General features: G+C 61.8%; 23 protein-coding genes. 7 read left to right on the forward strand and 16 right to left on the reverse strand.

The genetic code is table 11. The features are described 5' to 3' along the window. Nucleotides 1-49 precede the first annotated feature (49 nt). The 10 genes from SJY18_RS03570 to uvrA form a co-directional block, all read right to left on the reverse strand. Complete coding sequence (locus tag SJY18_RS03570; protein WP_337337787.1) at nt 50-406, reverse strand: RNA polymerase-binding protein RbpA; 357 nt, start codon at nt 404-406, stop codon at nt 50-52. Continuing rightward, nucleotides 406-651 (reverse strand): preprotein translocase subunit SecG, encoded by a 246-nt coding sequence (gene secG / locus SJY18_RS03575; protein WP_337337786.1) that lies wholly within the window; start codon nt 649-651, stop codon nt 406-408. Before secG ends, SJY18_RS03570 begins: the two co-directional genes overlap by 1 nt. Nucleotides 652-756: 105 nt before the next feature. Then, the gene (gene tpiA, locus SJY18_RS03580) at nt 757-1,545 is read right to left on the reverse strand and encodes a triose-phosphate isomerase (RefSeq protein WP_396668412.1); all 789 of its coding nucleotides are present in this window, start codon (nt 1,543-1,545) and stop codon (nt 757-759) included. After that, complete coding sequence (locus SJY18_RS03585; protein WP_337337784.1) at nt 1,536-2,750, reverse strand: phosphoglycerate kinase; 1,215 nt, start codon at nt 2,748-2,750, stop codon at nt 1,536-1,538. Before SJY18_RS03585 ends, tpiA begins: the two co-directional genes overlap by 10 nt. Nucleotides 2,751-2,759: 9 nt before the next feature. Beyond that, complete coding sequence (gap, locus tag SJY18_RS03590) at nt 2,760-3,770, reverse strand: type I glyceraldehyde-3-phosphate dehydrogenase (RefSeq protein WP_396668413.1); 1,011 nt, start codon at nt 3,768-3,770, stop codon at nt 2,760-2,762. A gap of 105 nt (nt 3,771-3,875) precedes the next feature. Continuing rightward, the gene (locus SJY18_RS03595; protein WP_337337782.1) at nt 3,876-4,502 is read right to left on the reverse strand and encodes a superoxide dismutase; all 627 of its coding nucleotides are present in this window, start codon (nt 4,500-4,502) and stop codon (nt 3,876-3,878) included. Nucleotides 4,503-4,622: 120 nt separating this feature from the next. Continuing rightward, nucleotides 4,623-5,600, reverse strand: a complete 978-nt coding sequence (whiA, locus tag SJY18_RS03600; protein ID WP_337337781.1) for a DNA-binding protein WhiA — start codon at nt 5,598-5,600, stop codon at nt 4,623-4,625. A gap of 57 nt (nt 5,601-5,657) precedes the next feature. Then, nucleotides 5,658-6,539 (reverse strand): RNase adapter RapZ, encoded by an 882-nt coding sequence (gene rapZ / locus SJY18_RS03605; RefSeq protein WP_396668414.1) that lies wholly within the window; start codon nt 6,537-6,539, stop codon nt 5,658-5,660. A 21-nt stretch (nt 6,540-6,560) separates the two neighbouring features. Continuing rightward, complete coding sequence (uvrC, locus tag SJY18_RS03610) at nt 6,561-8,477, reverse strand: excinuclease ABC subunit UvrC (RefSeq protein WP_396668415.1); 1,917 nt, start codon at nt 8,475-8,477, stop codon at nt 6,561-6,563. A gap of 2 nt (nt 8,478-8,479) precedes the next feature. Next, the gene (uvrA, locus tag SJY18_RS03615) at nt 8,480-11,377 is read right to left on the reverse strand and encodes an excinuclease ABC subunit UvrA (protein WP_337337779.1); all 2,898 of its coding nucleotides are present in this window, start codon (nt 11,375-11,377) and stop codon (nt 8,480-8,482) included. Between the two features lie 96 nt (nt 11,378-11,473). Here uvrA and SJY18_RS03620 point away from each other — a divergent pair, with 96 nt between their 5' ends. Next, complete coding sequence (locus SJY18_RS03620) at nt 11,474-11,743, forward strand: hypothetical protein (protein WP_396668416.1); 270 nt, start codon at nt 11,474-11,476, stop codon at nt 11,741-11,743. A 24-nt stretch (nt 11,744-11,767) separates the two neighbouring features. On the opposite strand, the gene uvrB is transcribed toward SJY18_RS03620, so the two are convergent. Both uvrB and coaE read right to left on the reverse strand, forming a co-directional pair. After that, nucleotides 11,768-13,849, reverse strand: coding sequence for an excinuclease ABC subunit UvrB (gene uvrB, locus SJY18_RS03625; RefSeq protein ID WP_396668417.1), 2,082 nt, complete (start codon nt 13,847-13,849; stop codon nt 11,768-11,770). Between the two features lie 48 nt (nt 13,850-13,897). Further along, nucleotides 13,898-14,500, reverse strand: a complete 603-nt coding sequence (coaE, locus tag SJY18_RS03630) for a dephospho-CoA kinase (RefSeq protein ID WP_396668418.1) — start codon at nt 14,498-14,500, stop codon at nt 13,898-13,900. Between the two features lie 403 nt (nt 14,501-14,903). On the opposite strand from coaE, the gene SJY18_RS03635 reads away from it, so the two are divergent. Next, nucleotides 14,904-15,677, forward strand: coding sequence for a response regulator transcription factor (locus SJY18_RS03635; RefSeq protein WP_396668419.1), 774 nt, complete (start codon nt 14,904-14,906; stop codon nt 15,675-15,677). 218 nt (nt 15,678-15,895) lie between these two features. Here the strand turns inward: SJY18_RS03635 and rpsA are convergent, their stop codons facing one another. Together rpsA and SJY18_RS03645 are read right to left on the reverse strand one after the other, a co-directional pair. Then, nucleotides 15,896-17,356 (reverse strand): 30S ribosomal protein S1, encoded by a 1,461-nt coding sequence (gene rpsA / locus SJY18_RS03640; protein ID WP_337337775.1) that lies wholly within the window; start codon nt 17,354-17,356, stop codon nt 15,896-15,898. Nucleotides 17,357-17,554: 198 nt separating this feature from the next. Continuing rightward, entirely contained in the window at nt 17,555-19,081 is a 1,527-nt protein-coding gene (locus tag SJY18_RS03645) for an MFS transporter (RefSeq protein WP_396668420.1), read from the reverse strand. Between the two features lie 167 nt (nt 19,082-19,248). Here SJY18_RS03645 and SJY18_RS03650 point away from each other — a divergent pair, with 167 nt between their 5' ends. From SJY18_RS03650 to SJY18_RS03660, 3 genes are all read left to right on the forward strand, one after another. Further along, nucleotides 19,249-20,253: a lytic transglycosylase domain-containing protein gene (locus SJY18_RS03650; RefSeq protein ID WP_396668421.1), complete on the forward strand. Its 1,005-nt coding sequence runs from the start codon at nt 19,249-19,251 to the stop codon at nt 20,251-20,253. 78 nt (nt 20,254-20,331) lie between these two features. Continuing rightward, a complete protein-coding gene (locus SJY18_RS03655) occupies nt 20,332-20,751 on the forward strand; it encodes a DUF3054 domain-containing protein (protein WP_396668422.1) in 420 nt (139 codons plus the stop codon). A gap of 37 nt (nt 20,752-20,788) precedes the next feature. Continuing rightward, on the forward strand, nt 20,789-21,823 hold the full coding sequence (locus tag SJY18_RS03660) for an aromatic acid exporter family protein (protein ID WP_396668423.1): 1,035 nt from the start codon (nt 20,789-20,791) through the stop codon (nt 21,821-21,823). Nucleotides 21,824-21,830: 7 nt separating this feature from the next. Here SJY18_RS03660 and SJY18_RS03665 read toward each other — a convergent pair whose 3' ends face one another. Both SJY18_RS03665 and SJY18_RS03670 read right to left on the reverse strand, forming a co-directional pair. After that, a complete protein-coding gene (locus SJY18_RS03665) occupies nt 21,831-22,880 on the reverse strand; it encodes a zinc-dependent alcohol dehydrogenase family protein (protein WP_396668424.1) in 1,050 nt (349 codons plus the stop codon). A 34-nt stretch (nt 22,881-22,914) separates the two neighbouring features. Then, nucleotides 22,915-23,343, reverse strand: a complete 429-nt coding sequence (locus tag SJY18_RS03670; protein ID WP_396668425.1) for a YchJ family protein — start codon at nt 23,341-23,343, stop codon at nt 22,915-22,917. Nucleotides 23,344-23,733: 390 nt separating this feature from the next. Here SJY18_RS03670 and SJY18_RS03675 point away from each other — a divergent pair, with 390 nt between their 5' ends. Both SJY18_RS03675 and SJY18_RS03680 read left to right on the forward strand, forming a co-directional pair. Further along, on the forward strand, nt 23,734-24,207 hold the full coding sequence (locus tag SJY18_RS03675; protein WP_396668426.1) for a hypothetical protein: 474 nt from the start codon (nt 23,734-23,736) through the stop codon (nt 24,205-24,207). Nucleotides 24,208-24,308: 101 nt separating this feature from the next. Next, nucleotides 24,309-25,004 (forward strand): hypothetical protein, encoded by a 696-nt coding sequence (locus SJY18_RS03680; RefSeq protein ID WP_396668427.1) that lies wholly within the window; start codon nt 24,309-24,311, stop codon nt 25,002-25,004. Nucleotides 25,005-25,050 lie beyond the last annotated feature (46 nt).

The following is a 25,050-nucleotide window of genomic DNA, read 5'->3' on the forward strand; positions in this document are numbered from 1 at the left end:
AAAGCGGATGCCATTAGGCATCCGCTTTCTTCTTACACAGATTCGGTGACTACACCTGACCGCGTCGGTCGCGCAGCTGCGTGAGCGCGTCATCGAGAAGCGTGTCAGCCTCTTCGTCGGAACGGCGCTCCTTCACATACGCGAGGTGCGTCTTGTACGGCTCAGCTTTCGCAAGCGCTGGCGGGTTCGCCTTATCGCGACCTGCGGGAAGTCCCGAGTGCGGTGAGTCGATCGTCTCGGGAATCTCCTCTTCTGGAATTCCTGCGGCGAAATGGCGCACCGTCTCGTTGCCAAGGGCGTCCCAGTACGAGATCGTCACGCGATCGGCGTGGAAGCCATGATCCTGCTCACCCATCGGACCGGCACCTACACGAGTGCCCCGGATTGCGTTACCGCCAGTAGCCATTAGACCTGAAATTTCGTGATGAGGCCGAGCGCAACGATCGCGACGAACCAGATGAGCGCAAGAACGATCGTGAACCGGTTGAGGTTTCGCTCTGCGAGCCCGGAAGAGCCGAGCGACGAAGTCATTCCTCCACCGAACATGTCAGACAAGCCACCACCGCGCCCCTTGTGGAGCAAGATGAGGAGGGTCAGCAGGAGACTCGTGATGCCAAGGAGCACCTGCAGGACGAACTCGAGGATATCCACTGTCTTTGAAGCCTTTCGTGGCGATCAATCACCGATCGCACAAGGGTCAAGTATACGACGAGACGAGGGATGCTACGGAAGACCCGCAGCATCCCTCGTCACAAGTCACACGCCGACGTGTTTTTGGAACCGGATGATCGCGGCGAACTCGTCAGCAACGAGACTCGCCCCACCCACCAGGGCACCGTCAACATCAGGCTCACGCATGAAGCTCGCGATGTTGGCGGACTTCACAGAACCGCCGTACAGCACGCGGGTCTTCGCCGCAGCGTCCGCACCCATCTTGCTGGCGATGACCTCGCGCAGTTTGGCGCACACATCTTGAGCCTGTTGCGGAGTTGCCGCCTGACCGGAGCCGATTGCCCATACAGGTTCGTATGCAACCACGATCTCGGCATCCGCGGCGACTCCAGAAAGTGCCACTTCGAGCTGCCCTGCCGGAACCGCACTGGCTCCGAACTTCTCGAGGTCTTCGGCTGTTTCACCGACGCAGATCACCGGCACGACGCCGTGGCGCAACGCAGCCTGAACCTTGGCGGCAACGACCTCGTCAGACTCGGCGTGATACTCACGACGTTCGGAGTGACCAATGATGACGTAGCCGCAAGAGAGCTTCGACAGGAACGCGCCCGAGATCTCTCCGGTGTATGCGCCCGAATCATGTGACGAGATGTCTTGCGCGCCGAGCGCAAACGGAATCTTGTCTGCGTCAATGAGCGTCTGCACCGTGCGGATGTCGGTAAAGGGCGGGAAAACTGCTACCTCCACCGAGCCGTCTTCGTGCGCTGCGTCCTTCAACGTCCAGTGCAGCTTCTGCACGAACGCGACCGCCTGCAAGTGGTCGAGATTCATCTTCCAGTTACCCGCGATGAGCGGGGTTCTTGCTACTGCCATCCGAGGACCTCCAGTCCGGGGAGCTTCTTACCCTCGAGGAACTCGAGGCTTGCGCCGCCGCCCGTCGAGATGTGACCGAACTGGTCATCGGAGAAGCCAAGTTGACGAACCGCCGCCGCCGAATCGCCGCCGCCGACGACCGACAGGCCACCGACCTCGGTGAGGGCTTTGGCAACGGTCTTTGTTCCAGCAGCAAAAGCTGCCATCTCGAACACACCCATGGGTCCGTTCCAAAAGACAGTGTTCGACTCACGAATTGCGACAGCGAACAGCTCGGCAGTCTGCGGCCCGATATCGAGCCCCAATCCGTCTGCGCCGAATGGCGTGTTCTCGATTTCGTCTGCCGCGGCGACCTCGTGTGCGGCATCTGCACCGAACGAGGCCGCGACGACCGCGTCCACCGGAAGAATGAGTTCGACGCCCAGTTCCTCAGCCGTCTCGATGTAACCGCGAACGGTGTCGAGTTGGTCTTCTTCGAGAAGGCTCTTGCCGACCTTGTAGCCCTGCGCAGCGAGGAACGTGAACATCATCCCGCCACCGACACAGATCTTCTGAACGCGCGGCAACAGGTGTGCGATCACACCGAGCTTGTCGCTGACCTTCGATCCTCCGAGCACCACCGTGTAAGGCGCCTCGGGCTTCTCAGTGAGCCGGTCGAGAACATCGAGCTCTTTGGCGATCAGCAACCCTGCCGCAGACGGCAGAATCTCTGCGAGATCGTAAACCGACGCCTGCTTGCGGTGCACAACACCGAAGCCGTCGGAAACGAGTGCGTCACCGAGCTGTGCGAGCTGCTCAGCGAAGGCGCGACGCTCAGCGTCATCTTTCGCTGTTTCGCCCGGGTTGAAGCGCAGGTTCTCGATGACTGCAACCTCACCGTCTTCGAGCGCCGCAACGGCGTCGTGAGCGGACTCACCGACGGTGTCGCGAGCGAAGGCGACGGGCTTGCCCAGCAGCTCCGAGAGCCGCTGCGCCACCGGCGCGAGAGAGTACTTCTCATCAGGCGCGCCCGCTGGGCGACCGAGATGCGAGCAGATGACCAAACGAGCACCCTGGTTGATCAGAGCGTTCAGCGTGGGAAGAGAGGCCCGCACGCGGCCATCGTCCGTGATAACCCCGTCCCGCAAGGGAACGTTGAGGTCACAACGGACGATGACGCGCTTGCCTGCGAGCGACCCGAGCGATTCCTGGGTGCGCAGTGGCATGGTTATCGCTTAGAGCGTCTCGGCAACGTACTCGGTCAGGTCGACGAGACGGTTGGAGTAGCCCCATTCGTTGTCGTACCAGGCCGACACCTTGACCAGGTTGCCACTGACGTTCGTGAGCTCCGAGTCGAAGATCGACGAGTGCGGATTTCCCTGAATGTCACTGGAGACGATGGGGTCTTCGGTGTACTGCAGGAATCCGGCGAGAGCGCCAGATGCGGCAGCATCCTTGTAGACCGCGTTGATCTGCTCGGCAGTCAGTCCCTCGGTCGGGGTGACGATCGTGAGGTCGACGATCGAGCCGGTGGGTACGGGCACGCGGTACGAAGAACCGCTCAGCTTGCCGTTGAGCTCAGGCAGCACGTGACCGATAGCCTTCGCCGCACCAGTTGACGCGGGAACGATGTTGATCGCTGCGCCGCGTGCGCGGCGGAGGTCGCCGTGCGGGCCATCCTGCAGGTTCTGGTCAGCGGTGTACGCGTGAGCGGTCATCATGAAGCCGCGTTCGATACCGAATGCGTCGTTGAAGACCTTGGCAAGCGGTGCAAGGCAGTTCGTGGTGCACGATGCGTTCGAGATGATGACGTCGGTGTCGGGGTTGTAGTCACCCTCGTTGACGCCCATGACGATCGTCACGTCGTCGCCGGTGGCCGGCGCCGAGATCAGAACCTTCTTGGCACCACCCGCAATGTGCTTCTTGGCGTCTTCTGCCTTGGTGAAGCGACCCGTCGACTCGATGACGATGTCGACACCCAGCTCGCCCCACGGAAGGTTGGCCGGGTCGCGCTCTTCAAAAACCTTGATTGTCTTTCCACCGACGGTGATCGAGTCCTCGTCGTATGAAACGTCTTCCGACAGCGGACCGCCGACGGAATCGTACTTGAGCAAGTGCGCAAGCGACTTGTTGTCGGTGAGGTCGTTCACCGCCACGATTTCTATGTCTGCCCCCTGCGCGAGAGCCGCGCGGAGGTAGTTACGTCCGATTCGGCCGAAGCCATTGATACCGATCTTGACAGCCACGGATTCTCTCCTGAGATGTGTCGTGCGCGTGTGCGCGGTTTAGTGCGATTCAGACTATGGACATCGGCGTCCCGGCAGGCATACCCGCCGGGACGCCCACGCTTGCTACGACAGTACCAGCAGGCCTGCAGTCTTCTCACGGGCGGTGGTGAAGCGCGACTGAACGTTGCCCCAGTCGGCAATGTTCCAGAACGCCTTGACGTAGTCCGCTCGCACGTTCTTGTAGTCGAGGTAATACGCGTGCTCCCAGACGTCGAGAAGCAACAGCGGCACGGAGCCAGCCGCGAACTGGGACTGCTGGTCGAAGAACTGCTGGATGATCAGGTTCTCCCCGATCGAGTCCCAGAACAGGCCCGCCCAGCCTGAACCCTGAACGCCCAACGCGGCCGCGGTGAAGTGTGCTTGGAACTTGTCGAATGAGCCAAAGTGGTCATCGATCGCCGACGCCAGGTCACCGGTCGGCTTGTCGCCACCGTTTGGCGAGAGGTTGGTCCAGAAAATCGAGTGGTTGGTGTGCCCGCCCAGGTTGAAGGCGAGGTCCTTCTCTAGTTTGTTGACGTAAGCGAAGTTGCCGCTTTCACGGGCTTCAGCGAGCTGCTCAAGTGCGGTGTTTGCGCCGGTTACGTACGCCTGGTGGTGCTTCGAGTGATGCAACTCCATGATCGACGCACTGATGTGAGGCGCCAGCGCGGAGTAGTCATAGGTGAGCTCGGGCAACGTGTAGGAGGCCATGTTCTCTCTTCCGATCGATGCCGCGCCGAAACTCCCGGACGCGGCGGGGTGTCGGTCCCATCCTAGTGACGCACAAGGCCTGACTGGCAGGGGTTGCGATACTTCGTCACATGTGATGGATCAGTCTTCGATACCAGCGGGAACAGCCGATTCCGTACCAGGCAGACCTTCAGCGTCGGCCTTCTTGTCGGCCATCGCCAACAGGCGGCGGATGCGACCCGCGACGGCGTCTTTCGTGAGCGGCGGGTCAGCGTGGTGGCCTAGTTCGTCGAGACTTGCGTCACGGTGTGCAAGGCGCAGATCTCCAGCTTCACGCAGGTGGTCGGGAATTTCGTCGCCCAGGATCTCCATTGCCCGCTCCACGCGCGCGCACGCGGCGACCGCGGCCTGTGCGGAGCGGCGCAGATTGGCATCATCGAAGTTCACCAAGCGGTTCACGCCAGCGCGAACCTCGCGGCGCTGGCGAAGCTGGTCCCACTGACTCGCTGCATGCTCGGCGCCCATTGCAGACAGGGCGGCACGAATTGCTTCAGCTTCGCGCACGACAACGCGCGGCACCGCGCGCACCTCTCGTGCTTTTGCTGCCACACCGATGCGGTGGCCCGCGCCCACGAGTGCCATGGCAGCTTCCGATGAGGGGCAGGTGATTTCGAGCGCGGCTGAGCGGCCAGGGTCGCTCAGCGAGCCTGCCGCGAGAAACGCGCCGCGCCACACCGCCGTCAGGTCGCCACGCGACCCGGTGGTGAGCTTGTTGGGAAGCCCGCGCACGGGCCGTCGGCGCTGGTCGAGAAGGCCCGTTTGACGAGCAAGGGTTTCGCCACCCTCGATGACGCGGACCGCGTATGAACTGCCTACACGACCACCAGAGCCCTGCACGAGAACCAATTCAGGGCGCACACCGTAAAGTTCGACCAGCTCACGAGCGGTACGGCGTGCCAGCAGGTCAGAGTCCAGCTCTGCTTCGACCGCTACCCGATTCGCGATGGAGTGCAGTCCGCCAGAGAAACGGAGCAACGCGGTGAGCTCCGCAACCCGAGCTGTCGGGCGCGGGTCGCGCACGCTAATCAGCTCAGCCTTTACATCAGCGGTCAACGACAACGGATCTCCTTGCGGTTCAGTCTTAGGGACGATCGTCCAGCCTACTCGCGCAATGGCTCATTCACGTCCCAGATCGCGATCCTTCACCCGGACCGTGACCTCGGGAACCGAATCCAACCGCGCGGCCAACTGCCGAGCCATAACGACCGAGCGGTGTTTGCCGCCGGTGCATCCAATCGCAACCACAGAATGACGCTTGTTCTCACGCTGGTAGCCGTCAAGCACCGGATGCAGCGCTTGCGCGTACGCATCGATGAACTCTTCGGCACCCGTCTGCGCCATCACGAACTCACGCACCGTTTCGTCTTTGCCCGTGAGCGAACGCAACGATTCGGTCCAGAACGGATTCGGCAGAAACCGCATGTCAGCGACCATGTCCGCGTCGGGCGGCATGCCGTATTTGAAGCCGAAGCTCAAAATGGTGACCGTGTGCCGCGCAGCACCCTTCATGGTGAACAGTTCGGCGACCTCGGTGGAAAGCTGATGAATGTTGTGCGACGACGTGTCGATAATGACGTCTGCGCTCTCACGCATGGGTGCGAGCACCTCGCGCTCGCGGTGGATCCCATCGACGATGGTCCCGTCGCCCTGCAGCGGGTGCGGGCGGCGCACCGACTCGAACCGACGCACCAGCACCTCGTCTGAAGCATCCAGGAACATCATTCTTGTCTGGCGGCGCTCGCGCAATGCTTCGAGCGCAGCCGGCAGCTCAGCGAAGAGGTCGCGACCGCGCACATCGACCACCACCGCCACTCGTGGCAGCGCTCCACCTGCAAGCTCGGTGAGGTCCATGAGGGGGCGCATCATCTGAGGCGGCAGGTTGTCGACCACATACCAACCGAGATCCTCAAGCGCATTGGCCGCAGTTGAACGGCCCGCGCCAGACATGCCAGTGACAATGAGCACTTCACCTGCGTCTTGTCGCTGTGTTTCAGTCATGCGCGCCTCATGGCAACCACCCTACCCATCTGTCAGATGGGTGCGAATCGCCGCCGCGAGCGACGGACCAATTCCGGGTAGCGCAACGATCTCTTCTTCAGAGGCGCGCTTGAGCGCCGCGACCGAACCGAAGTGACGCAAGAGTGCTTTGATGCGAGCTTCGCCGAGCCCTGGCACCTCGGCCAGCACGCTCTGAATGTCGCGGCGTCGGCGTTTGCGCTGATGGGTGATGGCAAATCGGTGCGCCTCGTCGCGCAGACGCTGCAGCAGGTAGAGGGCTTCTGAGGTACGCGGCAAGATGACCGGATACTCTTCACCGGGCAGCCAGACCTCCTCCAGACGCTTCGCGATGCCACACAGGGCGATCTCTTCATGCCCGGCGTTTCGCAGGGCGCGCGCCGCGGCGGCAACTTGAGGCTGACCGCCATCGACGACGAGCAGCTGCGGTGGGTAGGCAAAGCGAGGCTTTCTACGCTCGGTCACGACCGTGCCGTCGTCATTGACGGTCTCTGCGGCCGTCTCGGGCTCGGGCCGATCCAGATAAGCGAGGCGACGCGTCAGCACCTGGCCGATGGAGTCGGTGTCGTCTGTTGTCTCGGCGATCGAGAACGAGCGGTACTGATCTTTGCGTGGCAACCCGTCTTCGAACACAACCATCGATGCGACGACGTTCGTTCCGCTCAGGTGTGAGACGTCGTAGCACTCAATTCGCAGCGGGGCGTCTGGGAGGCCCAGAGCATTCTGCAGGTCAGTGAGCCCCTGGGTGCGAGCCACGTAGTCACTCGTACGGCGAGTCTTGTGAATCATCAGCGCCTGCCGGGCGTTGAGGGCCGCGGTGCGCATCAAATCAGCTTTCTGCCCGCGTTGCGCGACCTGAATGGTCACTTTTTTGCCGCGACGCTCTTGAAGCCACTGCTCGAGATCCCCCGTATCATCGGGGAGCGCCGGCACGAGCACTTGGCGTGGCACCTCTGACCCGCGAGCAGTGCCGTACGTGCGCTGCAGAATCTGGTCGACGAGCTCACCGCCGCTGATGTCGAGTTCTTTCTCGATCGTCGTCGCGCGCACCGCGCGCACCCGTCCGCCTCTGATGACGAAGTGCTGCACCGCCGCCGCAAGTTCGTCTTCAGCGATACCGAACAGGTCGACGTCGATGTCGTCGTCGAGCACCAGCGCGCTCTTGCTGAGCACAGCGTCTATTGCCTGCAGCCGGTCGCGATAGCGCGCGGCGGCTTCATAATCCATTGCCGCTGATGACTCGCGCATTCGAGTCGTCAACTCTTTGGCGAATCTCTGGTCGCCTCCAGACATGAACGCCATGAAATCGTTGACGATCGCACGATGTTCTTCAACACTCACTTTGCCCGAGCATGGGCCGCCGCATCGACCGATCTGTCCGGGAAAACAGGGGCGGCCGGTGGCCATCGCTTTCTTGTACGACGCATCGCTGCAGGTGCGAATGGGAAAGACTTTGATCATCAGGTCGATCGTGTCGTGCACCGCCCACACCTTCGGGTACGGACCGAAATATCGAGCCCCTGCGATGCGACGGTTGCGCGTGACGATCACGCGCGGCGCTTCATCGGCGAGCGTGATCGCCATAAAGGGATACGACTTGTCGTCTTTGTAGCGCACGTTGAACGGTGGATCGAACTCTTTGATCCACATGTATTCAAGCTGCAACGAGTCAATGTCACTATCGACGACAGTCCACTCAACCGACGCTGCCGTCGTGACCATGCGCCGAGTGCGCTCGTGCAGAGTATGTAGCGGCGCAAAATAGTTCGACAGTCTCGAGCGAAGATTCTTAGCCTTGCCGACGTAGAGCACTCGTCCCTCGGCATCGCGAAACCGATAGACACCCGGGTTCGTAGGAATCTCGCCCTGCTTCGGCTTGTAGGCAAGTTCCGGACGAGAAACGCGGCCAGTGGATGCCACGGCTAGCCAGCCTTGCGGGCGGGCACCGTGCCGAGCACCTCCGCCAAGAACGAACCAGTGTGGCTGGCTTCGACACGCGAGACCTGCTCGGGCGTGCCGGTGGCTACGACCTGACCTCCACCGGAGCCGCCTTCGGGGCCGAGATCGATCACCCAGTCAGCTGACTTGATGACATCGAGGCTGTGCTCGATGACGATAACCGTATTGCCCTTGTCTACGAGGCTGTTCAAGACCTCAAGCAACCGAGCGACGTCCTCGAAATGGAGCCCTGTTGTCGGTTCGTCGAGCACATAGATGCTACGACCGTTGGATCGGCGCTGCAGCTCGGTCGCGAGCTTGACTCGCTGTGCTTCTCCACCCGACAGGGTTGTTGCCGACTGACCTAGTCGCACGTACCCCAACCCGACATCCACAAGCGTCTTCAAGTAGCGGTGAATCGCTTGGATAGGTTCGAAGAACTCGGCCGCTTCTGCAATCGGCATTTCGAGCACTTCGGCAATGTTCTTGCCCTTGTAGTGCACAGAGAGAGTGTCACGGTTGTATCGCTTGCCATGGCACACCTCGCAATCGACGTAAACGTCGGGCAAGAAGTTCATCTCGATCTTGATCGTGCCGTCACCAGAGCATGCGTCACAACGCCCGCCCTTTACATTGAAGCTGAAGCGTCCTGGCTGGTAGCCGCGCACCTTCGCCTCTGGCGTCTCACTGAACAATGTGCGCACCCGATCGAAAACGCCCGTGTAGGTGGCGGGGTTCGATCGCGGCGTGCGTCCGATGGGTGCCTGGTCGACGTGCACGACCTTGTCGAGGTTGTCGAGACCAGTGACGCGAGTGTGCTTGCCCGCAACTCGACGGGCGCCGTTGAGACGGTTCGCGAGCACTTCGTAGAGGATGCCGTTGACGAGCGATGACTTGCCCGAGCCGCTCACCCCGGTCACTGCCGTGAGCACACCAAGAGGAAAGTTCACCGTGACGTCGCGAAGGTTGTTCTCTCGCGCGCCGACGACCGAGATCTGACGCTGTTTGTCGATCTTGCGCCGCTTCTTTGGCGTGGGAATCGAGCGACGGCCGGCGAGGTAGTCCCCCGTGATCGACTCTGGATCTTCGAGCAGCTCCGACAACGGCCCAGAATGCACCACGTGACCGCCATCGACACCCGCGCGCGGACCGATGTCAACAACCCAGTCCGCTGCATGAATGGTCTCTTCGTCGTGCTCTACAACGATGAGCGTGTTGCCCAGATCACGCAACTTGATGAGCGTGTCGATGAGGCGGCGGTTGTCGCGTTGATGCAAACCGATCGATGGCTCATCGAGCACGTACAGCACGCCCGTCAGGCCCGATCCGATCTGTGTCGCCAATCGAATGCGCTGCGCCTCGCCACCCGAAAGCGATCCGGCGGCGCGGCTCAGACTGAGATAGCTCAACCCAACCTGAAGCAAGAAGTCGAGGCGCGCGCGGATCTCGCGCAGCACCTGGGCACCGATCTTCGCCTCGCGAGGTGTCAGTTCCAATTGAGCAAAGTAGGCCTGCGCATCAGCGAGGCTCATGCGTGATGCCTCAGCGATCGAGTGCTCGTGCACCTTGACGGCGAGCACTTCAGGCTTGAGCCGGTCGCCGTCGCAATCCGAGCACGGCACCTCACGCAGGTACGCAGCCCAGCGCTGGCGCTGCGTGTCGCTTTCGGCCTGCAGATACTGGCGTTCGATGTACGGCACGACGCCTTCAAACCCAGAGGCGTAGCGCATCTCGCGGCCGTAGCGGTTCTTCCACTTCACGGTCACTTTGTAGTTCTCGCCGCGCAGCACAGCGTCTTGCACGTCAACGCGCAGATCTTGCCAGGGGGTGTCAAGCGAAAAGTTGAGGTCGCGAGCGAGGCCTTCGAGCAGTCGTTCGTAGTACTGGAACAGTCCCTTGCCCTGGGTCGTCCACGGAATCAGCACACCGTCGCGGATGGAGAGCGACTCGTCTCCCAGCATCAGTTCGACATCCACCGACATGCGCGTACCCAAGCCTGAACACGTGGGGCAGGCTCCGAAAGGTGCGTTGAATGAGAACGTGCGCGGCTCGATCTCAGTGAGCTGCAGCGGATGCCCGTTCGGGCAGGCAAGCTTCTCTGAGAACGACTGCCACGCGGCATCCCCCTCTTCGTCCACGAAATTCACTTGCACCACACCACCGGCGAGGTTGAGTGCAGTCTCGACGGAATCCGTCACCCTGCTCAAGATGTCGTCGCTTGCCACCAAACGGTCGACCACGACGGCGATGTCGTGCTTGTAGCTCTTCTTGAGCGTCGGGGGCTCTGCGAGCTGAATGAGATCGCCATCGACCACTGCGCGCGCGAATCCTTTGGCGGCGAGCTCTTTGAAGAGGTCGACGAACTCGCCCTTCTTCTGTGTGACAACGGGTGCGACGACTTGGTAGCGCGTGCGCTCAGGCAGTTCCATGAGCTGGTCTGCGATCTGCTGCACGGTCTGCCGCTGAATGACTTCGCCGCACTGCGGGCAGTGCGGAATACCGATGCGCGCCCACAGCAGTCGCATGTAGTCGTGAATCTCGGTGATCGTTCCAACAGTGGAGCGCGGGTTGCGGTTGGTCGACTTCTGGTCGATCGAAACCGCCGGGCTCAATCCCTCGATGAAGTCAACGTCTGGTCGATCGACCTGGCCGAGAAACTGTCGCGCATAGGCGCTGAGCGATTCGACGTAACGCCGTTGTCCTTCGGCGAAGATCGTGTCGAACGCGAGACTCGACTTTCCCGACCCCGAAAGGCCGGTGAACACGACGAGCGAATCACGCGGGATATCGAGATCGATGTCTTTGAGGTTATGAACGCGGGCGCCGCGAACGCTGAGCTTTCCGCTCGTGTTTCCGGGGATATCGACAGGCACAATAGGCACCAGTCAAGTGTAGGCGGGGCCTCCGACACTGGCGTCGATGGCGCCGCTCTCGGTGTGCTGTGCTAAACCACACCAATCGTTCGTAGACTGACGAGTATGAGCGAATCGGATGCTGCCGCTGAGAACCCCACGTCGCTTCGCGAACGTGTGCGTGCAGCGGGTGGCTGGTATGCGTGGGTCAACGCCTCGTTGATTCGGATGGGCGGGCCGGCATCGGTGGGGCCGTATGAGAAGACTCCGCCTCCGAGCCAAGCGCAGCGCGCTGAACGCCCGTGCCCGCTGTGCGGAGCGCCCATCACAGCGCATGCTTTCGACCGATCACGCGACAAGCCCGTCATGGTGTGCCCCAGGGCAAGCGCGCATTGACGTGCGCCGCGAACACGCACAACGTCAGGCGTGGCCCGCGCGTTCCATCGCGCGCAATTCCTTCTTCAGATCTTGCACCTCGTCGCGCAGCCGAGCAGCGAGTTCGAATTTCAACTCACTAGCAGCGGCTAACATCTGATCGCTCAGGTCGGCGATCGTCGCTTCCAGCTGTTGCGCACCCTCCGCGGCGATTCCCTCGCGTTTCAACCGCGGCGTCGGCGACTTGCCCTTGCCCGACTTGGCGCGGGCAGAATCCTTGCGCGATAGCAATTCTTGGGTATCGGAGGCTTCGCGCGCCAGCACTTCAGTGATGTCAGCGATCTTCTTGCGCAGCGGCTGGGGGTCGATACCGCGCTCAAGGTTGTAGGCAATCTGCTTCTCGCGCCGGCGATCTGTCTCTTCGATCGCCTTCGCCATCGAGTCGGTGACTCGATCGGCATACATATGCACCTCACCCGAAACGTTTCGCGCGGCACGGCCTATCGTTTGAATCAACGATGTTCCGCTGCGCAAGAACCCCTCTTTGTCAGCATCCAGAATCGCCACCAACGAGACCTCGGGCAGATCGAGACCTTCACGAAGCAGGTTGATACCGACGAGCACGTCGTAGACCCCGGCGCGCAACTCGCTGAGCAGCTCAACGCGACGCAACGTGTCGACGTCGGAGTGCAGGTAGCGCACCCGTACGCCATGCTCGCCCAAGAAGTCAGTGAGCTCTTCGGCCATCTTCTTGGTGAGCGTCGTGACGAGTACGCGTTCATCGCGCTGCGCGCGCATTCTGATCTCTTCGAGCAGATCGTCGATCTGTCCCTTGGAGGGTTTGATGATGATGCGGGGATCCACAAGACCGGTCGGCCTGATGATCTGTTCTACGACGCCGTCAGCGATACCCATCTCGTAGCGGCCGGGCGTGGCAGACAGATACACCGTTTGACCCACGCGCTCTTTGAACTCGTCCCACCGCAGTGGTCGGTTGTCCATTGCGCTCGGCAACCGGAAGCCATGCTCGACCAGCGTGCGCTTTCGTGATGCGTCTCCCTCGTACATGGCGCCGATCTGGGGAACGGTGGCGTGCGACTCGTCGATCACCATCAAGAAGTCGTCTGGAAAGAAGTCCAGCAGGGTATGGGGTGGCTCACCGGCCGCGCGACCGTCCATGTGACGCGAATAGTTCTCAATTCCCGAGCAGAAACCGAGCTGTTGCAGCATCTCAAGATCGAACGACGTTCGCATGCGCAGGCGCTGCGCTTCGAGCAGCTTGTTCTGCCGCTCTAGATCCGCCAGTCGTTCGATCAGTTCTTCTTCAATAGTGCCGATAGCGCGTTGCACGGTGTCATTGCCCGCGACGTAGTGAGAGGCAGGAAAAATCGGCACGGCATCGAGCTTTTGAATCACGTCACCCGTGAGCGGGTGCAGCATGTAGAGCGCTTCGATCTCATCGCCGAAGAGTTCAATGCGGATCGCGTACTCCTCGTACACCGGAATGATCTCGATTGTGTCGCCACGCACACGGAAGTTGCCGCGCGAGAAATCAACGTCGTTGCGGTTGTACTGCATCGCGATGAACTTGCGAATCAGCGCATCACGGTCGTAGCGCTCGCCCGTCTGCAACGCGACCATCGCGCGCATGTACTCTTCGGGCGCTCCGAGTCCATAGATACACGAGACGGTGCTCACCACGACCACGTCACGACGGCTCAACAGCGAGTTTGTCGTCGAGTGGCGAAGCCGCTCAACTTCAGCGTTCACCGACGAGTCTTTCTCGATGAAGGTATCGGTCTGCGGAACGTATGCCTCGGGTTGGTAGTAGTCGTAGTAGCTGACGAAGTACTCCACCGCGTTGTTCGGCATCAGCTCGCGAAACTCATTGGCCAGTTGCGCGGCGAGAGTCTTGTTGTGAGCGAGCACCAGCGTGGGACGCTGCACCGCTTCGACAAGCCACGCGGTCGTCGCTGACTTTCCGGTACCGGTTGCGCCCAGCAAGACGACATCAGTTTCGCCCGCGTTGATGCGGCCAGCAAGATCGGCAATCGCTGCCGGCTGATCGCCTGAGGGTTCAAACTCGCTGACGACCTCGAATGGCCGGACGGATCGAGTAGGTTGCATCACTCAAGCGTACGTGTGGTCACCGACACCGGAGTCGATCCGGTGTGATCACGCCGACGCGGTCAACTGGTTCCAGACCTGCGCGACTTGCGCCGCGGTTGCCTCCATCGTGCCGGTGGTGTCTACAACGACGTCGGCGATTGCGAGTCGAGCGCCATCTGACACCTGCGAATTGATTCGTGCATCAGCGGCGGCTTCGCTCATGCCTCGTTGAGCGATCAGTCGTTGCCGCCGCATGGCGGCGGGAGCGTGCGCGACGATCACGAGATCCCATGGCTCGTCGATTCTGGTCTCGGCCAGCAGGGGCACGTCGTAGACCACGATCGCATCAGGGCTCTGGGCGAAGGCTGCCTCGAACTGGCGAGCTGCCTCGGTGCGTACCGCTGGGTGCACGATCTCGTTCAGCCGCGCAACGGCGTCGGGGTCGCCGAACACGGCCGCGCCGAGACGTGCACGATCGAGAGTCCCATCGACATTGATCATCTCGTCGCCGAACTCTTCAGCGATTCGGGTGAGCACGGGTGCCCCAGGCTGTTGCACATCTCGCACGATCTGATCGGCATCGACGATAATCGCGCCACGCTCTCTGAGAAAGCGTGCGATCGTCGATTTTCCCGATGCGATTCCGCCGGTGAGCGCCACAATAGCCATGAAACGAGAATGCCATGAGATGCCACCGGGGCGAACCTTGGCATCTCCTAAGTCGTTCTTGAGGCCCACCTGAGGAAGTCACACTAACGTCGTACACACCCGAAAAACCACACGAACCCGCACCTGCGTGTCTGGGGAGGCGGACGATGGCCACCGAGATTGGCAGAACAGCACCGGTGTCACTCGTCACCAACAGATCGCGTTGCACACCCGCACTGCAACCCGAGCGAGTTCGTGGGCGTGGCGGGGCGACCTATCTTGGGGATACCGTCGCCCCGACCACGCGTTCGAAGCAAGCTTCGCAGTGAACGGCGCACACGGCATGTTCGAAACAGCGTTCTGGGGTAACATGACCGAGGTTCCGGCAAGACTTCTTTCCCTGCCGCAACGGGAGGGTTTTTCTGTGGACGAAGCGCGAATCGCTGTCGTCGTCGAAGACGAAGACGATATTCGAGCCTTGCTGACGGCTGTGCTCGAGCAGGCCGGGTTTGATGTTCACGGTGCGGCGAACGCGACCCACGGCCTAGAGCTTGTGCGGGCACACAATCCGCTCGTCACCACACTCGACGTGAATATGCCCGGGATGGACGGCTTCGAGGCAGCTAAGCGCATTCGGGCGGAGTCTTCAACGTACATCGTGATGTTGAGCGCTCGCACCGAAGAAATCGATGCACTTCAAGGTCTTGAAGCCGGTGCAGACGACTACATCGCGAAGCCGTTTCGGCCTCGCGAGTTGCGAGCCCGAATCGATGCGATGCTGCGTCGACCTCGTCAGCACGCCAGTACCACCGCGGCTGCGAGTTCTGGGTCCGCGACGACCAAGACGGACGACTCAAGCGTCGTGCATGAGCACCGAGGTCTTGTGCTCAACGAATCCACCCGTGTCGTGACGCGAGACGGCGACGACCTCGAATTGACGCGCAGCGAGTTCGATATTCTTGCGGATCTTCTGGCTTCTGGAAGAAGAGTGCGAAGCAAGAGCGAATTGGCGCTCATGCTTCGCGGGGAGAATTCCACGGGAGTGGAGTATGTCAGCGAAAGCGACGCGCGCGCTATTGAAGTGCACGTGGCCAACCTTCGTCGCAAGCTGGGCGAGTCACCGGCAGACCCGCGCTGGATAGAGACCGTGCGGGGCGTGGGCTACCGCCTGACCCACCCGGAACCGTCCCCCAGCTGATTCAGCCTGCGCTGTCAGCTGATTCAGCCTGCGCTGTCGACACCTGCCGCCTCGAGCTGCCGCAGCAGATCATCGCGTGCGTCGCGCAAGAACGCGAGCGACCCATCTCATCACCGGCATTGCGGTCGGTTCGCGAGATCTGTCTTGCCCAGGCACCATCGGGAACGAAGAAGGGCCGGAACCCTGCGGTTCCGGCCCTTCAACTCATGCGTTTTGAATCAACGACCTGAGAGCTTCTCACGAAGTGCTGCGAGTGCTTCGTCATCAGCCAGCGTTCCCGCCGAGCTGCTGTCGGTAGCAAAGCCGGCCGGAGCCGAGCTGGTGCTGGTCTCCTTGGGCGCAGCTGCTTCGGCCTCGATGGCCTTGGCAACAGCTGCCTTGTGAGCTTCCCAGCGACCCTGGGCAGCGGCGTATTCTGCTTCCCAAGCGAGACGCTGCTCGTCGAAGCCGTCCTTCCACAGGTTGGTCTCGGCGTCGAACCCCTCGGGGTACTTGTACTCGCCGTTCTCGTCGTATTCCGTAACCATGCCGTACAGGGCCGGGTCGAACTCGGTTCCGTTGGGGTCAACCGACTCGTTGGCCTGCTTGAGCGACAGTGAGATGCGGCGACGCTCGAGGTCGATGTCGATGATCTTGACGAAGACCTCTTCGCCGACCGACACGACCTGCTCAGCGAGTTCAACGTGCTTGCCCGAAAGCTCCGAGATGTGCACGAGACCCTCGATGCCGTCGGCAACACGAACGAACGCGCCGAACGGAACGAGCTTGGTGACCTTGCCCGGTGCAACCTGGCCGATGGCGTGGGTGCGGGCAAAGACCTGCCACGGGTCTTCCTGCGTTGCCTTCAGCGAGAGCGAAACGCGCTCGCGGTCAAGGTCAACCTCAAGAATCTCGACGGTGACTTCCTGACCAACCTCGACGACCTCAGATGCGTGCTCAATGTGCTTCCATGAGAGCTCCGAGACGTGAACGAGACCGTCAACGCCACCGAGGTCGACGAACGCACCGAAGTTGACGATCGACGAGACGGTGCCCTTGCGGACCTGGCCCTTGTGGAGGTTGTTGAGGAACGTGGTGCGCGATTCGGACTGCGTCTGCTCCAGCAGCGCACGACGCGAAAGCACAACGTTGTTGCGGTTCTTGTCGAGCTCGAGGATCTTCGCTTCGATCTCCTGACCGAGGTACGGCGTGAGGTCGCGAACGCGACGAAGCTCGATCAGCGACGCGGGAAGGAACCCACGAAGCCCGATGTCGACGATGAGTCCACCCTTGACGACCTCGATGACCGAACCGGTGACAACACCGTCGGTCTCCTTGATCTTCTCGACGTCTCCCCAGGCACGCTCGTACTGTGCGCGCTTCTTGGAGAGGATGAGGCGGCCTTCTTTGTCTTCCTTCTGAAGAACAAGGGCTTCGACCTCGTCGCCGACCTTGACGACCTCGTTGGGGTCGACGTCGTGCTTGATGGAAAGTTCACGCGAGGGGATGACACCCTCGGTCTTGTAGCCGACGTCGAGAAGAACCTCGTCGCGGTCGATCTTCACGACGGTTCCTTCGATGAGGTCGCCGTCGTTGAAGAACTTAAGAGTCAGTTCGACCGCGGCCAGAAAGTCCTCAGCAGATCCGATGTCGTTGATTGCGACCTGCTTGGTGGCCGGGGCGGTCGTTGCGGTAGTCATGTAGTGGATTGTCCTTGTGGGTTTGGGTGTCAGGCTTCGCCGCGGGCATGGAAATACCTCGAGGTGAAGCGAATGGATTTGATTGCGAGTGTCGCGCGCACGGCGAAAGGCTCATACGCATGACACTTCAGGCTACCAGAATCCTGGCAAGACCTGGGGTCGCACCTCAGTGCGCGTGCCCCGAACGTAGCCCAGCGCTCAGCGGGCCTGCTTACGCGGGCGGCGACCTCGGCGCCGCGACGACATATCAATGAGCCCTATCAAGAAGGCGACCGCGAGAAAAAGAGCCGCTGACAGCATTCCGAAGGCGTATGCGTCGTGGAAAACCACGAGATCTGGCCGCGAACCCGACTCACGATAGATCGTGGCGTAGAACAACGAGATCGCGACCGCGGTGCCGATCGCCGTTCCGATCCGCTGCCCGAGTTGGCCCACTGATCCTGCGACGCCGCCCTGTTTCACCGGAATCTCCGCGAGAGTCAGCGTCTGGTTCGGTGAGATAACGAACCCGCCGCCCAACCCACCCACTGTCATTGTGGCCGCCATCAACCACGGCATCCACTCTGGAGGGGCCACAAGGGCGATCACCACAAGACCGATCAGCGACACGAGCACCGTGGCGATGCCCCCGACGACGAGCGGTCTGCCGAGTTTGTTGACGAGACTCCCCCCGATCCAAGACGTCACCGCACTTGCGAGCGCGAAACCGATCGTCACCATGCCGGCGTAGACAGGCTCTAGGTCTAGCCCGCCCTGCAGATAGAGCGTGGTGAGCAGAAACATAGAGGGCATGGCTGTGAAGTACGTCGCGACGATCAGAGTGCCGTTGCGATACGAGGTGATGCGGAACAGCTTGAGCGGAATAAGCGGGGCCCGACCGGATGCCTCATAGTGCCGCTCCCACGTGATGAACGACGCGGCGAAGAGCACGAAGACGACGAGTAGCCACCAGCGCAACGGGTTGTCGTCGGGTGAGCCCGTAGTGAACAGGAACGGGAGCATGAGCGACAACACCGCCAGGGCAAACAAGACGATGCCGAACGGATCAAGCGAGAGCGGCTTGCGCGAGCGCTTGTGAAGCTTCGGCAGCAAGAAAATGGCCAACCCAATCGCGATGAGGCCGAGCGGAACGTTCATCCAGAAGATCAGGCGCCACCCGTCAGCCGCACCGCCAACGGCAATCGCGAGTCCGCCAATCGTCGGCCCGAGCGCAGTCGAGATGCCGATGATCGCGCCGAACCGCCCGAAGGCCCTCCCGCGATCTGCACCACGAAAGAGCTCCTGGATGATGCCCAGCACCTGAGGCATCTGTATGCCCGCAGCTATGCCTTGCACCAGACGGCCTACCAGCAGAATCTCGATCGTGGGCGCGAGCGCGCACACCAAGCTCATCAGTGTGAACAGACTGAGCCCGACGATGAAAAGGGCGCGCCGCGAACGTTGGTCTCCCAAACGTCCTATCGGCACGAGCACGAGCCCAAAGGCGAGCACGTAGCCCGACACGATAAAGCCGAGCGCCGTCGAGCCTGAGCCGAAAGCGTCTTCGATTGAGGGGAGCGCAACGTTCACCTTGGTGAGATCGAGGATGGTCAGCGCCGCAACCGACACGCACACCCAGAATGCCCGCCACTGGTGCGCATGTGACGGCAGCGGGATCTCACGGGTCTCGGCCAGCGCGCCGGCACCGCTCCGGGTTCGGGGCTGCTGCTGTGTCTCATCGCTCATTGGGAACAGGCTAGACCTCGCTGGGCGAGCGGCGACCGATACACACACCCAGCGTTTACACGGGTAGTGTTCAGGAGGAGTGGGCAGAATCGGCTTCTTGTGCCCGCTTGTGCGGGATGTGAAGCGCCGTGTCATCGGCGCCGACCCTTTATACGGAACTCGGTTACATGCTCTCGAATACCTCTACTGCCCCTGCCCGCACCACTCGGCGTCGCACCGCGATTCTGGCCGCGGGTACCGCTTTTGGAATCATCGCGATCGCCGGACTCGCATCGACCCCCGCGGCATCGGTAGAGGCGTCAAGCGAAACCCCGAGCTTCGCACTCGCGTCGTTCAGCACGTCAGTTGAACCGGTTGTCAATCTGGGTCCCGATGCAAGCGATGACATCTCGATGGATGCCCGCGCCGCACTGACCGACGCGAATGCAGCAATCGTCGCAGCCGAAGAGCTCTTGGCAGAGATCGAAGAGTCAGATCTCGATCTGGGCGACACCGAACTCTCCATCGAAACGTTGGATCTCGAAGCGTCGGCTGAACGTCTCGAAGGCGCCAGCGAGCTGCCTGCTCCGCTCATTCCCGACCTGACCGACGACGTCGCCACTGAGGCTGACGAAGTGAGTGCCGAGGTCAGCGAGCTGCGAGAGGCATTTGACAAGGCAAAGGCGAAGAAAGCAGCCGAAGAGGCTGCTGAGAAGGCCCGCAAAGAGGCCGAAGCCAAGGCGAAGGCTGCTGCCGAAGCAGCTGCAGCCGCCGAAGCTGCTCAGGCGGCAGAAGCCGCGGCAGCCGTCGCTGAGGAATCGTCGTCAGCATCGTCATCATCGTCATCAACCTCGGTTCCTTCCCCGTCGTACGCGAGCGCAAGCACCAGCGCTGGCGAGGCTCAGGCCATTGCGAAGGGAATGGTCGCGAGCCGTGGCTGGAGCGACGCAGAGTTCGCGTGTCTCGTGTCGCTGTGGAACAAGGAATCAGGTTGGAACTCGCAGGCCCACAACGGCTCAAGCGGTGCCTATGGCATTCCGCAAGCGCTGCCCGGTAGCAAGATGGCCAGCGCCGGCGCCGATTGGCAGACCAACGCGACCACCCAGATCTCGTGGGGACTCGGCTACATCTCGGGTCGCTACGGCACGCCGTGTGGCGCGTGGTCGCACTCGCAGTCTGTCGGCTGGTACTGATCTCGGCGCCAGGCGCGATGGACTGAGTCACGCGGCTGAAAAGATGGCAGGTCGCCGTCGGGCAGAATCGACTGCATCATGAGCACCGATCAATCCGGCAGCCTGCCCATCAGCGCTCGCGCGATTCTGGGCGCGTTTGCTCTCGACGCCGCTTTGGTCGTCACCTTTGCCGCTATCGGACGCGCCAGCCACGACGAAGGTGTGTTGGGCGCGTGGGGGTCGGGCCTGTGGCAAACGGCATGGCCGTTCTTGGCCTCCCTCGCGCTCGGATGGCTCATTTCACGTGCCTGGCTGAACCCCTCATCGCCACTCCGCACCGGGCTTCCGGTCTGGGCGATAGCGGTGTCCGGCGGCATGCTGCTGCGCGCGGTCAGCGACCAGGGTGTAGCCATGGCCTTCGTGGTCGTCGCGTCAGTCACGTTGCTGGTCTTCTTGGTCGGGTGGCGCGCAGTTGCCGCGTTGGTGCACGTGCGGCGAGCCCAGCACCGACCGGGCTGACCACGCGCCTCAGCCGGCCGCGCTCTACGGTGGATTCATGCGCATGACAAGTGCCCTGCGGGCGAGCCGACGTGCGCCACTTCTTCAAGTGGCAAAGTCCGCGATCGCAACGGCCGCCGCATGGATCATCGCCGGGTGGCTGGTCCCCGGCCAGCCCCCGGTCTTCGCAGCGATCGCCGCGCTGCTTGTGGTGCAACCGAGCCTCAATCAGTCGCTCGCCAAAGCGATTGAACGCAGTGTCGGTGTGATCGCAGGCGTGGTGATCGCCTCGACTCTTGGGATCGTCTTCGGCGACGAGACGTGGGTTGTCGTGACAGCCATCGTGATCGCACTGCTACTTGCGTGGGCGCTGAAGATGACCGCCGGCACGGCGAATCAGATCGCGATCAGCGCGATTCTCGTGCTTGCCCTGGCAACGACGTCACCGAGCTATGCGTTCGACCGGATTCTTGAGACACTCATCGGCGCGGTCATTGGCGTCATCGTGAATCTTGCGCTTGTTCCGCCTGTCGTGGTCGCGCCCGCGGCGATCGCCGTGAATAACCTCGGAGCGGAATTGGCAGCATCCCTCGACAGACTTGGCGACGCGCTTCAGCAGGAACAGACCAACGCCAGCCTCGAAGAGCTCTTGCTTACTGCGAGGTTGATGAAGCCGATGAGGGATGCTGCCGAGACCGCAATCGCAGATGGTGCCGAATCGCTGACTCTCAATCCTCGGGCTGGTCGGCATCGCGCTGATCTCACGACCGTTCAAGAGCTGCTTGATCGGTACGGCCCGATCGTGACCCAGGTCATCGGCATGACTCGTGCGTATTACGACCACTACGATCGCGCAATCGCGGAGGATGCTTCGGTGAAGGCGATCTCAGAGCAGTTGCACCGCGCGGCGCATGACGTTCGCCTTGGGCTTGCCAAGGCACGAAACGTGGACGGTGTCTCTGACCTCACCTCGCCGATTCCGGCGCTCACCGCACCCCTTGCGATCGTCGCTCCTTCGGAGCATTGGATTCTCGTCGGATCGCTGCTCGAAGATCTGCGGCGCATTCACGACGCACTCGCCGGCCGCAGCTGATCGTCTGCTAGGGCCGCAACATGACCTTGGTCGCACGACGCTCGTCCATGGCGGCATACGCCTCGGCGGCCTCTGCCAGCGGCAGTACGAGATCGAACACCTTGCCCGGCTGGATCGCCCCCGAACGCACGTCAGGCAGCAACTCTTCGATGTAGCCGCGCACGGGTGCAACTCCCCCGTTCACTCCGACGTTGCGGCCGAACATGGCGCCGATCGGCAACTCTGGTCCACCGTTGGGCACGCCTACGTAGCCGACCATTCCACCTGGCCGCGTGGAGCGAAGCGCTTGGTCCATCGACTCTTTGGTTCCCACGCATTCGAGCACCCGATCGGCTCCGACTTCGTCGGTCAGTGCTCGAACAGCTTTGACACCAGCATCCCCTCGTTCTTCGACGATGTGGGTGGCGCCGAACTCTCGAGCGAGCGCTTGACGCTGGGGGTGCCGCGACATCGCGATGATCGTGGTCGCACCAAGTCGCTTGGCCGCGATGATCGCGCAGAGACCCACTGCACCGTCACCGACCACGGCGACCGAATCGCCGGCGCTCACGCCCGCCGAAACTGCAGCGTGGTGGCCGGTGCCCATCACGTCGCTCAGGGTCAGCAGCCCTGCGATCTCGTCATCACCGACCGGGCCAGGAACGACGGCGAGCGTGCCATCAGCAAGGGGAACTCGCACGCGCTCGCCTTGCGCTCCATCGGCGAAGCCGCCGAGGCGATCGTCGCTGCCCCACCACCCGCCCTGTGTGCACGAGGTGCTGACTCCGTTGCGACAGTTGACGCAGGTGCTGTCGCAGACATAGAACGGCGCGATGACGAAATCCCCGGCTTTGACCTTCGCAACATCTGGGCCGACTTCTTCGACGATTCCCACGAACTCGTGACCGATTCGATGAGGCTCGTTGGTTTCTGTCACGCCGCGGTACGGCCAAAGATCCGATCCACACACACAGGCAGCGACGACGCGAACGATCGCATCGGCTCCGGTCGACAGCGCTGGATCAGCAACCTGTTCAACGCGGATGTCTCGGGTAGCGTGAATAACGGTGGCAAGCATGTGTCGAGCATAGGCGCGCGCGACGGTCAACGGGCTATGAGGGTGCTACATCGCCGTCAACGTAGTACCACCGGCCGTACGCGCGTCGGAACCTGCTGTGCTCGCTGAGCTGCCCCGATTCGTCGCCGATGTGCCAAGCAGCACGGAACGCCACGAAACCTTCATCACCTGATTCACCTGCGTCGATGATCTCGAGCTTGTTCCAGCGCAGCTGCGGGTCGAGCTCGAGATCTTCGGGTCTTGTGAGGGGGTGCCATGTCGCGCGAAGGTAGTGCTCGTTCCCAACAACGAAGGCGGCATACCGTGAGCGCATCAATCGCTCAGGCGAAGGCGCGATCTCGCCGTTGTGCAGCTGCTGACAGCATTCTGCGAACCGGCTGCCACTTGCACACGGGCACGCCGCCGATGGCACAACGACCATAAACCCATTGCCTGTTGGCGAAACTGCTGGTCCGAATGACATCGTCGCCCTCCTAAGCGGCAGGTATAGCAAGCACAGGCGTGCTTCTATGCTGGCGTACGGCCCAGCCAAAGCATCCTCCCAGGTCACACGCGCACTGTAGGTGTCGTACTCGCGAAACCGAACCCCCGCGGAGACGCGCGATACCCGAAACGCGGATCGTCGATCGACGCTCTCACTCCCCCTGGGGCGCAGAGAGTGGCGTGTTCGATCCGCTCAGAGCCGGCGATCATTTCCCCCAATGATTGCCGGCTCTGTGTCTCGGAGCGACTGCGGCATTCGCTGCCCCCGAGGCAAAATACGGGGTGTGGATAACTCCGATCAGTAGCGCTCAATCGCGGCTACCGTAGTGGCGTGATCCACCGTCTCGCTCGCATTACCGCCGTCGGCGCGGTGCTGACAGCTGTGCTGGTCGGCTGCACCGCCCAGCCTGACCCCAACGCGACGCCGACAGCGGTGTTCTCGAGCGATGAAGAAGCATTCGCCGCCGCCGAGGCCACGTACCGTGCCTACGTCGATGCGCTCAACGCAGTAGCGAGCGATGATGTCGATGCATTGGACCCAGCAAATTTTCTCGTCGGGGACGCGCTCGAATCTCACAACCAGACTGAACGCGCCTTCGACGATGCCAAGCTTAGAGTCGAGGGCAACACTCGAATTGTCTGGATCACCGCTGGTGCGGATTCGCCAGGGGATTCGATGTCCATCCTCGTTTGCCTGGATGTCTCAGCAACCCGGATCGTGGATGCTGATGGGGCGGACCAGACGCCCGTGGGGCGCGAGGAGACCGTCCTACTTCAAACCACTGTTGTTGAGCTGGATGAAGTGCCTGCAATCTCAAAAAGTGTGGCGGTCGATCAGTGCTGACACTCGCCATCGCCCCCATTGTGCTGTCTCTAGCGTTGACCGGTCACGTCCCCTTGAGCAACGACTGCAATCCGACTTTGGCGAGTGCTGGCCTCTGTACCGTGATTTCAAACGACAACACCCAACTCGACATCTCGGCCAGCGAGACGGTTCCGGGTGGCGGCGGTTCCGGTGGGTCCGATTCATCGGGAGGCGGCGGCGACAACCAATCCCCCGAAAGCCCTGCGCCGGGAGATGACGAAGATGTCTTCATTGGCTGTTCGACGCAGTACGTCCTCTGCAACGGCCAGTTCACGATCGTGAGTCTTAGTGACATCACTCTCGAAGATCTGGCGTCGTTTCGACCGCCAGCTCCATCGTTAAGCGGTGAGCCGCTCGGTTTTGGTCTTCTGGGCGCACCGACAAACCGTGTAGCTCAAGCACAGTCGAGCGAGTTCGCGGCGACAATTCTTGACATGGACGTCGTCGTGCGTTTCACGCCCGCCACCTATGTGTTCGACAACGGCGACGGCTCCACCACCACTTCAGCAACGGGCGGCGCCTCGTGGGAGTCGCTCGGGGCGCCCCAGTTCAGCCCCACTGACACGTCTCACACTTACCTGACGACCGGCAACTATCCCATCTCACTCACGGTGCACTTCGCACCCGAAGTTCGCCTCGACACTGGCACCAACTGGTATCGCGTACCTGGCACGATCACCGCCGGAGCGCCGACGTACTCGGTGCAGATCGTCGAAGCTCGCACGGCTCTCGTCGATCGAACCTGCAATCAAGACCCTGACGGCCCTGGCTGCTAGCCAGGCTGTCGCATCCCTCAGCGCCCCACAACATGTCGATGCCGCG

Origin of the sequence: Microbacterium sp. R86528, assembly GCF_044596335.1 — a bacterium.
In the GTDB taxonomy this organism is placed as follows: Bacteria; Actinomycetota; Actinomycetes; order Actinomycetales; family Microbacteriaceae; genus Microbacterium; species Microbacterium marmarense.